The organism is Microbacterium sp. NFH-22A-Y, from assembly GCF_021401375.1.
In the GTDB taxonomy this organism is placed as follows: Bacteria; Actinomycetota; Actinomycetes; order Actinomycetales; family Microbacteriaceae; genus Microbacterium; species Microbacterium hominis.
This window is the reverse complement of record NZ_JACBGF010000002.1, coordinates 222,386-237,394: the sequence shown is the minus strand read 5'-3', so window position 1 is coordinate 237,394 and position 15,009 is coordinate 222,386. Positions and strand designations below refer to the sequence as shown.

At 69.3% G+C, this 15,009-nt stretch carries 13 protein-coding genes; 10 read left to right on the top strand and 3 right to left on the bottom strand.

What is annotated here, in order from left to right; all coding sequences use genetic code 11:
- Positions 1–75 precede the first annotated feature (75 nt).
- Genes L0965_RS07110 through L0965_RS07100 form a run of 3 tightly spaced genes read left to right on the top strand, consistent with a single transcriptional unit; the run spans position 76 to position 2,083 of the window.
- On the top strand, positions 76–504 hold the full coding sequence (locus L0965_RS07110) for a GntR family transcriptional regulator (protein WP_060959654.1): 429 nt from the start codon (positions 76–78) through the stop codon (positions 502–504).
- Positions 501–1,400: an ABC transporter ATP-binding protein gene (locus L0965_RS07105; RefSeq protein ID WP_060959653.1), complete on the top strand. Its 900-nt coding sequence runs from the start codon at positions 501–503 to the stop codon at positions 1,398–1,400. The genes L0965_RS07110 and L0965_RS07105 overlap by 4 nt, the downstream gene beginning before the upstream one ends.
- Complete coding sequence (locus tag L0965_RS07100; RefSeq protein ID WP_060959652.1) at positions 1,397–2,083, top strand: hypothetical protein; 687 nt, start codon at positions 1,397–1,399, stop codon at positions 2,081–2,083. Before L0965_RS07105 ends, L0965_RS07100 begins: the two co-directional genes overlap by 4 nt.
- A gap of 27 nt (positions 2,084–2,110) precedes the next feature.
- On the opposite strand, the gene L0965_RS07095 is transcribed toward L0965_RS07100, so the two are convergent.
- Positions 2,111–2,401 carry a chorismate mutase gene (locus L0965_RS07095; protein ID WP_060959651.1) on the bottom strand — a complete coding sequence of 97 codons (291 nt, stop codon included), beginning with the start codon at positions 2,399–2,401 and terminating at the stop codon, positions 2,111–2,113.
- A 63-nt stretch (positions 2,402–2,464) separates the two neighbouring features.
- Here L0965_RS07095 and L0965_RS07090 point away from each other — a divergent pair, with 63 nt between their 5' ends.
- The 7 genes from L0965_RS07090 to L0965_RS07060 all read left to right on the top strand — a co-directional run bounded on the left by L0965_RS07090 (position 2,465) and on the right by L0965_RS07060 (position 12,589).
- Positions 2,465–3,664: an AI-2E family transporter gene (locus L0965_RS07090; protein WP_060959650.1), complete on the top strand. Its 1,200-nt coding sequence runs from the start codon at positions 2,465–2,467 to the stop codon at positions 3,662–3,664.
- 127 nt (positions 3,665–3,791) lie between these two features.
- A complete protein-coding gene (locus L0965_RS07085; protein WP_101307065.1) occupies positions 3,792–6,629 on the top strand; it encodes a discoidin domain-containing protein in 2,838 nt (945 codons plus the stop codon).
- Positions 6,630–6,818: 189 nt separating this feature from the next.
- Positions 6,819–8,066 (top strand): extracellular solute-binding protein, encoded by a 1,248-nt coding sequence (locus L0965_RS07080; protein ID WP_223848756.1) that lies wholly within the window; start codon positions 6,819–6,821, stop codon positions 8,064–8,066.
- 52 nt (positions 8,067–8,118) lie between these two features.
- Positions 8,119–8,997 (top strand): carbohydrate ABC transporter permease, encoded by an 879-nt coding sequence (locus tag L0965_RS07075; RefSeq protein ID WP_060959647.1) that lies wholly within the window; start codon positions 8,119–8,121, stop codon positions 8,995–8,997.
- Positions 8,984–9,883 (top strand): carbohydrate ABC transporter permease, encoded by a 900-nt coding sequence (locus L0965_RS07070; protein ID WP_101307067.1) that lies wholly within the window; start codon positions 8,984–8,986, stop codon positions 9,881–9,883. The genes L0965_RS07075 and L0965_RS07070 overlap by 14 nt, the downstream gene beginning before the upstream one ends.
- Positions 9,884–9,905: 22 nt before the next feature.
- Positions 9,906–11,342 (top strand): glycoside hydrolase family 5 protein, encoded by a 1,437-nt coding sequence (locus L0965_RS07065; RefSeq protein WP_101307068.1) that lies wholly within the window; start codon positions 9,906–9,908, stop codon positions 11,340–11,342.
- Positions 11,343–11,359: 17 nt separating this feature from the next.
- A complete protein-coding gene (locus L0965_RS07060) occupies positions 11,360–12,589 on the top strand; it encodes an ROK family transcriptional regulator (RefSeq protein ID WP_234057967.1) in 1,230 nt (409 codons plus the stop codon).
- A 70-nt stretch (positions 12,590–12,659) separates the two neighbouring features.
- Here L0965_RS07060 and L0965_RS07055 read toward each other — a convergent pair whose 3' ends face one another.
- Entirely contained in the window at positions 12,660–13,703 is a 1,044-nt protein-coding gene (locus L0965_RS07055) for a beta-propeller fold lactonase family protein (protein WP_101307069.1), read from the bottom strand.
- Position 13,704: 1 nt separating this feature from the next.
- Positions 13,705–14,991, bottom strand: a complete 1,287-nt coding sequence (locus tag L0965_RS07050; protein WP_060959642.1) for an adenylosuccinate synthase — start codon at positions 14,989–14,991, stop codon at positions 13,705–13,707.
- Between the last annotated feature and the right edge of the window lie 18 nt (positions 14,992–15,009).

The window sequence follows — 15,009 nt, the reverse complement described above, 5'->3', positions numbered from 1 at the left end:
GACGCTTGACGTCCTCGACGTTCTATGGTTACTTAGCTAAGTAACTAACCAAGAAACCGGATGCCGGGAGGTCCCGTGATCGACGAGGGACGCGCACTCTTCGTGCAGATCGCCGAGAACGTCGAGGACTCCATCGTGGACGGCAGCCTCGCCGAGGACTCGCGTGCGCCATCGACCAACGAGCTCGCGGCGTTCTACCGCATCAACCCGGCCACGGCCGCGAAAGGGGTGAACATGCTCGTCGAGAAAGGTGTCCTCGTGAAGCGGCGCGGCATCGGGATGTTCGTCGCGATCGGAGCGCGCGAGCAGCTGCGCCTCGAACGCAGGGCCGCGTTCGCCGCACGCTTCATCCAGCCCCTGCTGGCCGAGGCGCGCACGCTCGGCCTCACCCCGGACGAGCTCGCCACCCTCGTCCGCGAACAGGCCGCCGCACGGCCGGCCTCCGCCGCCCACCCGTCCGCACCAGCACCGACCGCCCCGTTCCCGGAAGGAGACGCACGATGACCGTCGTCGACGTGACCGATCTCGTCAAGCGCTACAAGGACACCACCGCCCTCGACCGCGTCTCGCTCGCCCTCGAGGAGAACGTCATCTACGGCCTGCTCGGACGCAACGGCGCCGGCAAGACCACGCTGATGTCGATCCTCACGGCGCAGAACTTCGCCACCTCCGGCGACGTGCGCGTGTTCGGGGAGAGCCCCTACGAGAACGCCCGGGTGCTCACCCGCGTCTGCTTCGTGCGGGAGAGCCAGCGCTACCCCGACGACGCCCGACCGGGCCACGCGTTCCGCATGGCACGCATGTTCTTCCCCCACTGGAACCAGGAGCTCGCGGACGACCTCGTGCGCGCGTTCCAGCTGCCGATGAAGACACGGATCAAGAAGCTCTCCCGCGGACAGCTGTCGGCCGTCGGCGTGATCATCGGCCTGGCCTCGCGCGCCGAGCTGACCTTCTTCGACGAGCCCTATCTCGGGCTGGATGCCGTCGCCCGACAGATCTTCTACGACCGCCTCCTCGCCGACTACGTGGAGCACCCCCGCACGATCGTGCTCTCCAGCCACCTCATCGACGAGGTCGCCGACCTCATCGAGCGGGTCATCGTCATCGACCGCGGCCGCATCCTGCTCGACGAGGAGACCGACGCCGTGCGCGGGCGGGCCGCGACGATCGTCGGCGACGCCGACGCGGTGGCCGCCTTCACCGCGGGCCGCGAGGTGCTCCACCGGGAGAGCCTCGGGCGCGTCACCAGCGTCACGGTGCTCGGCGCGCTCGATGCCGACGACCGGGCACGCCTGGCGGCATCCGGCCTCGAAGCGGGGCCCGTGTCGCTGCAGCAGCTGATCGTCCGCCTCACCCAGCACCAGGCCGAGAACGCCGCCGCCGAAGGAGCACTCCGATGAACCGTGTCGTCACCGTCGCCCGCATGCAGTTCGTCAACAAGTACACGTTCGTGTGGCTGCCGCTGATCATCCTCGGCGCCACGCTCGTGCTCTCCATCGCGATCTTCGCGATGATCCCGTACGGCGGCGCGAAGTACGGCGGCGGAAGTCAGGCGCCGATCTGGTACTTCTTCGGCCTGGGCATCATGTCGCTGAGCTACACCTTCCCGTTCTCGCAGGCGCTGAGCATCACCCGGCGGGAGTTCTTCTTCGGCACCATGCTGGCCGCCCTCGTGACTGCGGCGATGCTCGGCCTCGTCTTCGCCGTCGGCGGCGCCGTCGAACGGGCCACGGGCGGCTGGGGGGTGAACGGCTACTTCTTCTCGCTCGACTGGATCTGGACCGCGGGCGCGATCGGCGCCGGCGTCTTCTTCGGCGTCACGGCGATGCTGCTGTTCATCCTGGGGTTCTGGGGAGCCACGATCTACCGGCGGTACGGCGCCCTCGGCCTCACCGTGGCCCTCGTCACGGTCGGCCTGCTGCTGGTCGCCGCGCTGTGGCTCGTCGCCCGACTGGAGGCCTGGGCCGCGGTCGGCGCCTGGCTCACCGCGCTGGGACCGATGGGCCTCACCGGCGTGCTGGCGGTCGCGGGGGTCGCGCTGGGGGCGGTGTCGTTCGCGACTCTCCGCCGCGCCATCCCCTGAGCCGTCGGGCCGCGACGCCGGGCCGCGTCAGTCCGCGGCGCCCGCCGCCGTGTGATGGCGGATGACCTCCGCGACGACGAAGTTGAACCACTTCTCCGCGAACTCGGGGTCGAGGTCGGCGTCGAGCGCGAGGCGGCGCAGACGCGCGATCTGCTGCTCTTCGCGGGCGGGGTCGGATGCCGGCATCCGGTGCTCCGCTTTGAGCACACCGACCTGCTGCGTGGAGCGGAAGCGCTCGGCCAGCAGGAAGATGAGTGCGGCGTCGATGTTGTCGATGCTGGCACGCAGGCGCTGCAGGTGCGCGGCGGCGTCGGTCATGTGCTCCCTTTCGTCTCCGCCGACCTTACCGGCTCCGCCGCCGCGCAGCCTTAGAGTGTGACCATGGCAGTAGGCACCGACGAGCCCGGCAAGCGTTCACTTCTGCGGCGCGCGAAGACGCAGACGACGCCCGACGTCGACGAGGGCGGCCGGCCGCCGGCCGCGTCCTCCGCGGAGTCCGGCACGCCGCCCGTGGCACGATCCGGACGGCAGGTCTGGACCACGATCAACCGCCCCTTCGTCGCCGGCTTCTTCCTCACGTTCGGCGGGTTGGTCGCGATCCTCCTCGGCCTCGCCGTCAGCAGCCTCGTGACCGTCTGGATCTACGTCGCCTTCGCCCTGTTCGTGGCGCTCGGCCTCAACCCCGTCGTGCAGCGTCTGCAGCGTCACGGCGTCGCGCGCGCCTGGGCGATCGTCATCGTCTACTTCGCCTTCGCGGTCCTGATCACCGCGGTGGTGTGGCTGATCGTCCCGACGGTCGTCCGCCAGATCAGCCAGTTCATCACCGACCTGCCGACGCTCGTCTCGTCGTTCCAGCAGACGGAGCTGTACGCCTGGGTGCGCGAGCAGTTCGGCGACCAGGTGCCGGTGATCCTCTCCGAGGTGCAGAGGTTCCTGACCGATCCGGGGCACATCGCGGCCATCGGCGGCGGCGTCCTGCAGATCGGCATCTCGATCGGCACGACCCTCTCCGGCATCATCATCATCGTCGTGCTGAGCCTGTACTTCCTGGCCTCGCTGCCCGAGATCAAGCAGGCGTTCTACCGCATGGTCCCCGCGCGCAGCCGCGAGCTGGCGGCGGATCTCACCGAGCAGATCACCGAGTCCGTCGGCGGATACCTGGGCGGGATGGTCGTGCTCGCGTTCTTCAACGCGGTGGTCAGCTTCATCCTCTACACGGTGCTCGGACTGCCGTTCCCCGCCCTCATGGCGGTCGTGGCCTTCTGCCTGACGATCATCCCGCTGGTCGGAACGGTGCTCTTCTGGGGCATCGCCTCGATCGTCGCCCTGTTCGCCAGCCCGCTGTCCGCGCTGATCTTCGCCCTCGCCTACCTCGTGTACATGCAGCTCGAGGCATACGTGCTGACGCCGAAGGTCATGAACAAGGCGATCGCGGTCCCCGGGGCGCTCGTCGTCATCGGCGCGCTCGTCGGCGGCACGCTGATGGGCTTGCTCGGCGCTCTGGTCGCGATCCCCGTGACGGCGTCGATCCTGCTCATCATCAAGAAGGTCTTCATCCCGAAACAGGATGCCGCCATCTGAGGCCCCTGTCATTCTGAAGCCCCTGTAATTGCTGGGCTTATTTTAAGTCCTTGACAAAGTAGACGTCGGCTCGCGATGCTGACCAGCGACGGAACCAGTGGGTGTTCCGCGCTGATCAAGGAGGATCGTGAAACGACATGTTCTCGCCGCGCTGGTCACAGCCGCGGCCGTGGCGGCGACCGCCGTCCTACCCGTGACGGCGGCGCACGCCGCCGCCCTCACCTCCGCCGACTTCCTCAAAGCCAGCGGCAACGTGCTGAAGAAGTCCTCGGGCACGGGCGCCGCCGTGAACCTCCGGGGCACGAACATCGGTGGATGGCTCACCCAGGAGGACTGGATGTCGCCGCTGGGCGAGTTCGCCGCCGACCGCACCGGCTGGACCGCGACGGCCTCGGCGGGGACCCCCGCGAACGCGCTGGACGGATCGGGCACGAGCCGATGGACGACCGGAGCGAACCAAGCCGGCGGCGAGTGGATCCGCCTCGACCTGGGGGCGGCCACCCTCTTCAACCGGCTCACGATCGACAACACGGCCAACGGCGGCCAGTGGCCACGGGCGCTCACCGTCGAGACCTCGTCGAACGGCTCGACGTGGACGAGCGTGGCGAACCAGCCCGGAGCGGACGGTCTCACCACGGTGAAGTTCAGCCCGCAGGTGGCGCGATACGTGAGAGTCACGCAGACCGGCACCGCCGCGGCGCCGTGGTCGGTCGGTGAGATCAACCTCTACAGCGACCCGGTGCTGTTCAACGGCACGCACACGGCCACCGCGACCTCCAGCGCCCCCGGCACGAACGCCCAGATGACGCTCGACGGCAACGTCTCCACCGTGTGGCAGAGCGGCGCCCCGCAGGCGCCCGGACAGTCCCTGACGGTCGACCTGGGCCGCAACGTCGACATGGACAAGGTGCTGTTCGACGCCGGCGCGGCCACGGCGAACGACTATCCCCGGGTGTACGACGTGTTCACGTCGTACGACAACGCGAGCTGGACGAAGGTGGCGAGCGGCTACGGCGCGAACCGCGTCGTGCAGGCCGACTTCCAGGGCACCAAGAACGGCCGCTACCTGCGGATCACGTCCAACGGCACCTCGTCGCAGTGGTGGTCGGTCGCGGAGATCGCGATCTCGAGCGGAACCTCGCTCGACCGCGGCGGATGGGCCGTCACCTCCTCGGTGGGCGCCTCCCCCGCGAACATGCTCGACGGCACCACCTCGACACGGTGGAGCACCGGCGCCGCGCAGGCACCGGGACAGTCGGTGACGGTGGACATGGGCGCGCTCATCACCCTCAACAACGTCACGACCGACACGGCCAAGAACACGACCGACGAGGACGACTGGCCGCGCGGCTACACGCTCCAGCTGTCGCGAGACGGGTCGAGCTGGAGCACCGTGGCCACCGGCGCGGGAACCAAGAAGGCCTCGACGATCGGGTTCACGGCGCAGGCGGCGCGCTACTTCCGGCTCACCCAGACCGCAAGCGCGGGCAACTGGTGGTCGATCGGCGAGCTCACCGCCGGTCTCTACAACGACGACTACTCGCTGACCAACACGATGACCGCGCGCTTCGGCGCCACCACCACGGCCTCCGTCGTCGGCACGCACCAGGACACCTGGTTCACGGCGAACGACCTCGACGCGATTCAGGCCACGGGGATGAACTTCATCCGCGTGCCGATCGGGTGGAACGTGTTCCTGAACCTCGACGGCACCTGGAAGTCGAACCCCTGGTCGAAGATCGACTGGGTCGTGAACGAGGCGGCATCCCGCGGGATCTACGTGCTCATCGACCTGCACACGGTTCCCGGCGGCGGCTGCCCGTGGGGCTCCTGCGGTCGCATCGGCCCGAATCCCAACGGGTTCTGGGGCAGCGCCACGTATCAGAACTGGGTGGAGGACATCTGGAAGAAGATCGCGACGCGCTACAACGGCAACCCCGCTGTCGCCGGCTACGACCTCATCAACGAGCCGCTGATCGACTACAACGAAGACAGCGACGACGTGGCCCAGAAGAGCGACTACTACAACCGGCTGTACACCGCGGTGCGCGCCATCGATGCGGATCACGCGATCTTCCTCGGCGCGTTCTTCGGCCTGGACAAGCTGGCGTCGCCGTCGACCTACGGGTGGACGAACGTCGTCTACGAGTACCACCCGTACGACATGCCGAACTCGAAGGACTGGACGGCGCAGAACCAGCTCGTGACGAACGAGCTGGGCGGACTGGCCGCGAAGCTGTCGAATCCCGGCGTGCCCATCCTCTACGGCGAATACTCGCTGTACTACAACGACGACGTCTGGGCACGGTTCATGGCGGGCCTCAACGCCTCGCAGGTGTCGTGGTCGAACTGGTCGTACAAGGTCAAGGGATCGGCGGAGGACGGCTTCGCGTACTGGGGCATGTACTACGACGATCGCAAGCCGGTGCCGGTCATCAACAGTGACGACGCGGCGACCTACCAGTCGAAGCTGTCGCAGTTCGGCACGGCCAATTTCACGCAGAACGCGCGCTTCGTCGCCACCATCGCGAAGTACGCCGGCGGCCTGTCGAGCTTCGCCCCGGTCGCCGTGAGCCACTCGGGCTGGACGGCGACGGCATCCACGACCGCGGCCGGCAGCACAGCCGGCGCGGGGATCGACGGTGCGAACGGCACCTCGTGGAAGAGCGGTCAGGCCATGGCCGGCGGGGAGTGGTACCGCATCGACATGGGTGCGACCCGCACGGTCGCGATGGTGACGGTGCAGACCGACAGCGGATCGACGTGGGACTACCCGCGCGGGTTCACCGTCGAGACCTCGCTCGACGGGTCGACGTGGTCGACGGCCGCGACCGGCATCGCGTACGGCTGGAAACGCCCGATCTCGATCGCACCGACGAGCGCCCGCTACATCCGGATCACGCAGACCGGAGTCGCGCCGCAGTGGTGGTCGATCGACGAGGTGACGGTGTACTCGTCCTACTGAGCACGATCGGTGCAGGGGGTCGCGATGGCTGCGGCCCCCTGCGTCGTGTGCGGCGGATCTCCTCTTGCCGCCAGATCCGACATGCCTTAATCTAAGGCTTAGAGAAAGGACGAAGGAGTCTCTTCCCGTCCTCTCGCCGCCGAGTCCCGACTCGGCACCGCACCTCCTGCACCCCGAAAGGACATCTCGATGAAGAGAATGCGCTGGCTCGCTCTGGGCACCGCCGCCCTGACCGCAGCCACCCTCGCCGGATGCTCGTCATCCGCACCCGGCGACGGCGGCACCACCACCACGGAGCTGACCGTCTGGGTCATGGGCGACAGCTCCGCCCACTTCGACGCGCTCGTGAAGCCGTTCGAAGACAAGACGGGCATCGACGTGAAGACCGTCGCCATCCCGTGGGACAGCGTCGACCAGAAGTTCACGACGGCGGTCGCCTCGGGCGACGGGCCGGACGTGCTGCAGATCGGGCTCTCCAAGCTGCGCACCTACGCCGACAGCGGGGCGCTGCTCACCCTCGACGAGGCGACCCTCTCCGGCCACGAGAACCTCGCGGCATCCCGCTTCGTCGACGGGGTCGCCGGAGACGCGACCGCCATCGGCGGAAAGGTCGTGTCGGTGCCGTGGGTGTCGGACACCCGCGTGCTGTTCTACCGCAGCGACATCCTCGAGGCGGCGGGCATCAGCACCCCGCCCGCCACCTGGGACCAGCTGCGCGCCGACGCGAAGACCCTGGCCGGTCGTGGCGACGGATCGTACGGGTACTACATCCCCCAGTGGGACAGCGCCCTCCCGGTCATCATGACGTGGGATCAGGGCGGCGACATCGTCGACGGCCAGGGGAAGATCGACTTCGACACCCCCGCCTTCGGCAAGGCCGTGGACCTGTACACCGGGCTGTACGCCGACAAGAGCGTGCCGACGAACAGCGACTTCGACCAGACGCAGGGCTTCATCACGGGAAGCACGCCCATGCTCGTCAGCGGCCCCTACCTCGCGGCCGCCATCTCGCAGTCGGCGCCGGAGCTGGCCGGCAAGTGGAACGTCACCACCGTGCCCTCGGGGGCGAAGGACACGTCGCTGCTCGCCGGCTCGAACCTCGGCGTCTGGGGCTCCACGAAGAACAAGGACGGCGCGCTCCAGCTGCTCGACTACCTGTCGCAGCCCGACGTGCAGGTGAGCTGGTACCAGTCCGACGGCCAGCTGCCGACCGTGAAGGCGGCGCTCACCGACAGCGCGCTGACCAGCGACCCGATGGTCTCCGTCTACACGAAGCAGCTCGCGTCCTCGCGCCTGCTGCCGCTCGTGCCGAACTGGGACGGCGAGACGGGGAAGGCGCTGCTCGACGCGCTGAACTCGATCGTGCTCACCGGGGCGAACCGTGATGAGGCGCTGACGACGCTGTTCACCACCACCGCCGGGACCCCCGCGAACTGATCTCCGGGGGTGCGCGGCGACCCGATCGCCGCGCACCCCCGGCCCTGAGGCCATGAAGAACCGCATCGTCCCCTATACGTTCATCGCTCCGGCGATGCTCCTGCTCATCGTCTTCGGCATCCTGCCGATCGCCGTGGCGCTCCTCGTGAGCTTCACCGACATGAACCTCGCCGGTCTCGGCAACTGGTCGCGCATCCAGTTCATCGGCGCCGACAACTACACCGCGCTGTTCGCCGACCCCGACTTCTGGCAGGCCCTCGGAAACACGGCCCTCTTCGCGGTCGTCGGCGTGCCGAGCGTGATCGTGCTGTCCCTGGCGATCGCGCTCGCGCTCAACCGGTCGCAGGGGCGCTTCTTCCGCGCCCTGCGCTCGTTCTACTTCGTCCCGGCCATCACCGCGATCGTGGCCGTCGCCCTCGTGTGGGGCTACCTCTACAACACGCAGTTCGGCCTGTTCAACTACCTGCTCTCGCTCGTCGGGCTGCCGCCGGTCCCCTGGCTCTCCGACCCCACCGTGGTGAAGTTCTCCGTCGGGCTCGTCGCCGTCTGGCGCGGTCTGGGGCTGAACGTGATCATCTTCCTCGCCGCCCTGCAGGGCGTGCCGAAGGAGTACCTGGAGGCGGCGGCGATCGACGGCGCGTCCGGGCTGCGACGCATCTTCTCGATCGTCCTCCCGCTGCTGCGCTTCGCCATCTTCTTCGTCACGATCACCACCGTCATCGCCTGGCTGCAGTTCTTCGACGAGCCCTTCGTGCTCACCAAGGGCGGCCCGCTCGGCTCCTCGACCTCCATCGCGCTCTTCCTCTACCAGAAGGGCTTCTCGTCGAGCCAGTTCGGCTACGCGAGTGCAGGCTCGGTCGTCCTGGTCGCCATCATCGCGACCATCACCATCGTCCAGCTGCGTCTGAGGAGGTCCGATGTCGACCACTGAGCTCGTCACCCGCGGCGGCCGCCGCCTCGCCTCGCATCCGTCCGCGTCGCGCGTCGGGCGCCCGGGGCGGCGCCGCGGACGCACCGGCACCATCGTGATCGGCGCGCTGCTGACCGTCGGCGCGCTGATCACCGCGTTCCCTTTCCTGTGGATGATCTTCGCCTCCGTGAAGCCGCGCAGCGAGTCCGTCGCGTTCCCCCCGCAGCTGCTGCCCCGCAATCCGACGCTCGAGTACTTCATCCAGCTCTTCACCGAGCTGGACTTCGGGCGCTACCTCCTGAACACCCTGCTCATCGTCGTCATCTGCATGGTCGGTCTGCTGCTCATGGCGGCGGCCGGCTACGGCTTCGCCAAGTTCGACTTCCCCGGCAGGGATGCCCTGTTCTTCCTCGTGCTGGTCACGATGATGATCCCGGGTCAGGTCACGATGATCCCGAGCTACCTCATCCTCAACGGGATGAAACTCACCAACACGCTCATCGGCATCGCGCTGCCGATGCTGGTGTCGGGCTTCGCCGTGTTCCTCTTCCGTCAGTTCATGGCCACGATCCCGACGGAGATCCTCGAAGCGGCGCGGATGGACGGCGCGGGCGAATGGCGCATCTTCTTCCGGATCATCCTGCCCATGTCGGGACCGATCCTCGCCGTCCAGGTTGTCCTCACCTTCATCGCCGGGTGGAACAGCTTCCTCTGGCCGCTGATCATCGCCAACGACCAGGGCCTGTACACGCTCTCGGTGGGCATCTCGCTGCTCAATCAGCAGATCTCCACCAACCCGTCGCTGCAGATGGCGGCCTCGACGCTGATGGTCGTGCCCATCCTCATCGTCTTCGTCGTCTTCCAGCGCTACGTCGTCCAAGGGTTCGCCCTGTCCGGCCTGAAATGAGGCCCCGCCCGTGAGGAACACCATGACCCCGCCCCCTCGCCCCCGCGGCTTCGTCCGCGCCGTCGGCACCGAGCTCGTCGATGACGACGGACCCCTGCTCCTTCGTGGTGTGGGACTCGGCAACTGGCTGCTCGCGGAAGGGTACATGTGGCGCTTCGGCGACGAGCTGGCCTCTCCGCGTCAGATCGAAGCGCGGATCGCCGCTCTCGTGGGGCCGGTGCGGGCGGCCGAGTTCTGGCGCCGGTTCCGCGACGAGTTCGTCACCGAGAAGGACTTCGCCCTCATCGCGGCGCAGGGCTTCGATCACGTCCGCCTGCCGATCAACGCGCGCGGCGTGATGGACGACGACGGCCGCTTCCTCGACGACGGCTTCGCGCTGATCGCCCGCGCCGTCACCTGGGCCGAACGCCACGGCCTGCGGGTGCTGATCGATCTGCACGGCGCGCCGGGCGGGCAGACGGGGACCAACATCGACGACTCGCCCCGCGGCATCCCCGAGCTGTTCATGTCGGAGCGCCACCGCGCGCACACGGTCGCGCTGTGGCGCGAGATCGCCCGCCGGTTCCGCGACAGCGAGACGGTGCTCGGCTACGACCTTCTCAACGAACCGCTGCCGAACGAGTGGCAGCACCGCTATCAGGACGACCTGGTCTCCCTCTACCGCGAGCTCACCGCGGCGATCCGCGAGATCGACCCGCACCACCTGCTCATGTACGAAGGCAGCCACTGGGCGACCAACCCCGAGCCCGTGCGGATGCGCTACGACGACAACCAGGCCGTGCAGTTCCACCGGTACTGGTGCGCGCCCGACGAGACGAGCATCGCCGACTTCCTGCAGCTGCGCCGCGAGTCGGGCCTGCCGATCTACATGGGCGAGGGCGGCGAGAACACGCCCGGCTGGGTCTACGCGGCGACGCGGCTCTACGAACGCCACGGCATCGGCTGGAACTTCTGGCCCTGGAAGAAGCTCGACACGCTCACCTCCCCCCTCTCGGCGCGGGTGCCGGAGGGGTGGGAGCTGATCGCCGACCCGACGGCGACGCTCGACCCCGACCGCGCGTGGCGCATCCTGGAGGAGTATCTCGCCGCCGTCGCGGTGGAGCGCTGCGAGGTGCGCACCCCGGTGCTCGATGCCCTCTTCGCGCGCCCCGACCTGCAGCTTCCCGCTTGGACGGGACGCAGCGGATCGGGCGAGACCTCGATCGCCCGGTTCACCGCCGCCCCCGTCCCGGAGGGGATCTGGCATCACACCGCGGGGGCCGCCTACCGCAGCGACGAGTACGTGCCGGTGGAGGTCACCGCCGACACCCCCCTCTCCTTCGGGTTCTCCACCCGCCCGGCATCCTGGCACGTCGACGCCGACGACCCGCGGGCCGTCTCGGCGCGGTGGGACGACGGGCGCCTCCAACTCACCGCCACCCGGCCCGTGCTGGTGCGACGACTCGAGGTGCGCACATGACGGGCTATCGTCGAACCATGAGTGCACAGGCCCGGGGGGCCGGCTCCCCGGCGCGCGCCTCCGCGACCGTCACGACATTGCGTCAGCAGAACCGGGCGGCCGCGCTGCGCTTCGTGCTCCAGCAGGGCGAGACGACGCGCGCGGACCTCGCCCGGCGATGCGGCTTCTCCGCGGCATCCGCCGCGAACATCACGTCCGAGCTGATCGACGACGGACTGCTCGCGGAAGTGGGATCCGTCTCCTCGCGGGGCGGACGGCCCATCTCTCTCATCGCCCCGCGCGCCGAGGGCGCCTACGCGATCGGTGTGGATGTCGGCGAGCGCGGGGTGGCGGTCGAGCTCTTCGACCTGTCGCTCACGATGGTCGACCGCGAGTTCCGCGGCGGACGCCACGATGAGACTCCTGACGGCATCCACCGCGATATCGTCGAAGCCGTCGCCGCCCTGCGCGCGCGCAACCAGGAGCGGTGGCCGCGCGTGCTCGGCATCGGGCTGGGCCTGCCCGGCGTCGTGGAGACCGGACCGGACGGTGCCCAGGTGCTCTACGCCCAGAGCCTCGGGTGGGAGCCCTGGCCCCTCCCGCGCGACCTCGATGCGGACCTGCCGGTCTTCGCCGAGAACGGCGCGAAGACGCAGGCCCGGGCCGAGCTCTGGTACGGCGCCGCCCGCGGCATCGACCATGCCGTCGTCGCCCTCCTCGGGCGCGGCGTCGGACTCGGCGTGATCACCGACGGGTCTCTAGCGCACGGGGCGTTCAGCAGCGCGGGCGAGTGGGGTCACACGAAGATCAACGTCGGCGGTGCGCGCTGCCGCTGCGGGCAGAACGGCTGCGTCGAGGCCTACCTGGGCGCCGATGCGATCCTGCACGCGTGGCAGGCGCGCGGCGGCTCGTTCGACGGGTCGGGATGGCAGGCGGTCGGCGCGCTCCTCACCGCGGCGGACGGCGACGCGGATGCGCGCGCCGTCGTCGACGACGTCGTCGAGGCGCTCGGTGCGGCGCTCGGCAGCGTCGTCAACCTCACCAATCCGGAACGCGTCGTCGTCGGCGGATGGGTCGGGATGCGGCTGATGGAGCACCGGTCGGCGCAGATCGCCGACGCCGTGCGGCGCAACTGCCTGCACCGCCTCGGGATGCAGTTCGAACTCGTGCCGGCGACGTTCGGCGGCGACACCGTCGCACTCGGCTCGGCGCTCATGCCCATCACCGCGCTGATCGACACGCCGCGCAGCGAGCTCTTCGCGGTCTAGTCCCCACCCCGGCATCCGCCTGTTCTGGGCAGACGGCCTGCGCTGAGCACGCGGGGGCCGGGCGACGAGGTCAGGATGCCGGGAGCACGCAGGTCGGCGACGGGGCGTCGACTCGGCGGCGGGCGCGGCCGGGCACGCCGGTGCGCTCGTCGAGTGCCAGCGCCACCACCTCGTGGGAGAGCTGACCGGCGACCAGCACCGTGTCGCGCACGACCACGTGGTGGCGGGGCCCCTCGACGCCCGCGTCCACCAGGGCGACCGGACGCAGCTCGGCCCCATCCCCGCGCACCTCGAGCACCGCCAGCGTGTTCGAGCCGCGGAGACCGGCGTAGACGTAGCGACCGTCGCGCGAGAAGGCGAGCTCCGCGGCGGCATCCCCGGGGAGCGCGGCCGGCGACAACGGCACGCCGGCCACGACACGCCACTGTCCGTTCGGGTCGGGCGCCAGGGCGTAGAGCTCGGTGGACAGCTCGGTCACGACGAACAGGTGCCCCGACGGATGCCATCGGCTGTGGCGCGGTCCGGTTCCGCGCGGAAGCACGACATCGCGCGAGCCCTGCCCGCCGTCGCCGTGCCAGAACCGCACGAGGTCGAACCCGAGATCGGTCGTCGCGACGGTGTTCCGCGGAAGGAAGCGGACGTGGTGGGCACGCGACGGGCGGGGAGGCGTCGCCGATATGCCGCCGAGGGCATACGGGTCTTCAGCGGCGGCCAGATCGGCCGCCGCGACGGGTCGGCCCTCGCCGTCGAGGCGGACCCGCACCAGCCGGCCGTCACCCCAGCAGGCGGCGACCACGGCGTCGCCCGACGGGGCGACCGCGACATGGCACACCGCCTCTCCCGCCGCGACCGGCTCACCGAGCGGGGCGAAAGACTCGTCGCCGATCCGCCGGAACGCCTGCACGAGACCCCGATGCTCCAGCGCCGCGTAGAGGACGGGCAACGTCGGATGCCACGTGATCCACGACGGCGAGTCGGCGCGCACCGCGGGCGCCGCGCACCGCGACAGCTCCCCAGCGGCGGAGGCATCGTCGGGATCGCCCGCGAGGAGCACCCCGATGCCCTCGGCCGCGCCACCCCCGTCGGCGGTGTAGCCCCCGAGGAGGAAACGCACGTCAGTCGACGAGGTCGTGGCGCACGATGACCGCGTCGCGGGCGGGGCCCACGCCGATCACCGAGATGCGGGTACCGCTCATGGCCTCGAGCGCGAGCACGTACTCCTGCGCCTGCACCGGCAGGTCGTCGAAGGTCCGCGCCCCGGAGATGTCGTCCTTCCAGCCGGGGAAGAACTCGAGGATCGGCGTCGCGTGGTGGAAGTCGCTCTGGTTGACCGGCACCTCGTCGAACCGCTCGCCGTCGACGTCGTAGGCGACGCACACGGGGATCTCGTCGAGACCCGTGAGGATGTCGAGCTTGGTGAGCACGAGGTCGGTGATGCCGTTGATGCGGGTCGCGTACCGGGTGATCGGGGCGTCGTACCAGCCCACGCGCCGCGGGCGGCCCGTGGTCGTGCCGAACTCGAAGCCGCGCTTGCGCAGCCACTCGCCCTGCTCATCGAACAGCTCGGTCGGGAAGGGGCCCGAGCCGACGCGCGTCGTGTACGCCTTCACGATGCCGACGATGCGGTCGAGGCGGTTCGGCCCCACGCCGGAGCCGGTGGACGCGCCGCCCGCCGTCGCCGACGACGACGTCACGAAGGGGTAGGTGCCGTGGTCGACGTCGAGCATGGTGGCCTGGCCACCCTCGAAGACGACGACGTCGCCGGCATCCAGGGCGCGGCTGAGCAGCAGCCCGGTGTCGCACACCATGGGGCGCAGGCGCTCGACGTAGGAGAGGAGGTCGTCGACGATCTCGTCGACCGTGATGGCCCGGCGGTTGAAGACCTTCACCAGCAGGTGGTTCTTCTGGTCGAGGGCGCCCTCGACCTTCTGGCGCAGGATGTTCTCGTCGAACAGGTCTTGGATGCGGATGCCGACGCGGTTGATCTTGTCGGCGTAGGTCGGGCCGATGCCGCGACCCGTGGTGCCGATCATGCGCTTGCCGAGGAAGCGCTCGGTGACCTTGTCGAGCGTGCGGTGGTACTGAGTGATGACGTGCGCGTTCGCGCTGATCTTCAGGCGCGAGGTGTCGAGGCCGCGCGCGTTGAGCGCCTCGAGCTCCGCGAAGAGCACCTCGAGGTCGACGACGACGCCGTTGCCGATGACGGCGTTGACGCCGGGCGAGAGGATGCCGGAGGGCAGCAGGTGCAGCGCGTACTTCTCGTCGCCGATGACGACGGTGTGACCCGCGTTGTTGCCGCCGTTGAACTTGACGACCCAGTCGGTGCGGTCGCCGAGGAGATCGGTGGCCTTCCCCTTGCCCTCGTCACCCCACTGGACGCCGACGATGACGATTCCTGGCATGGACAGCTCCCCCGTTTT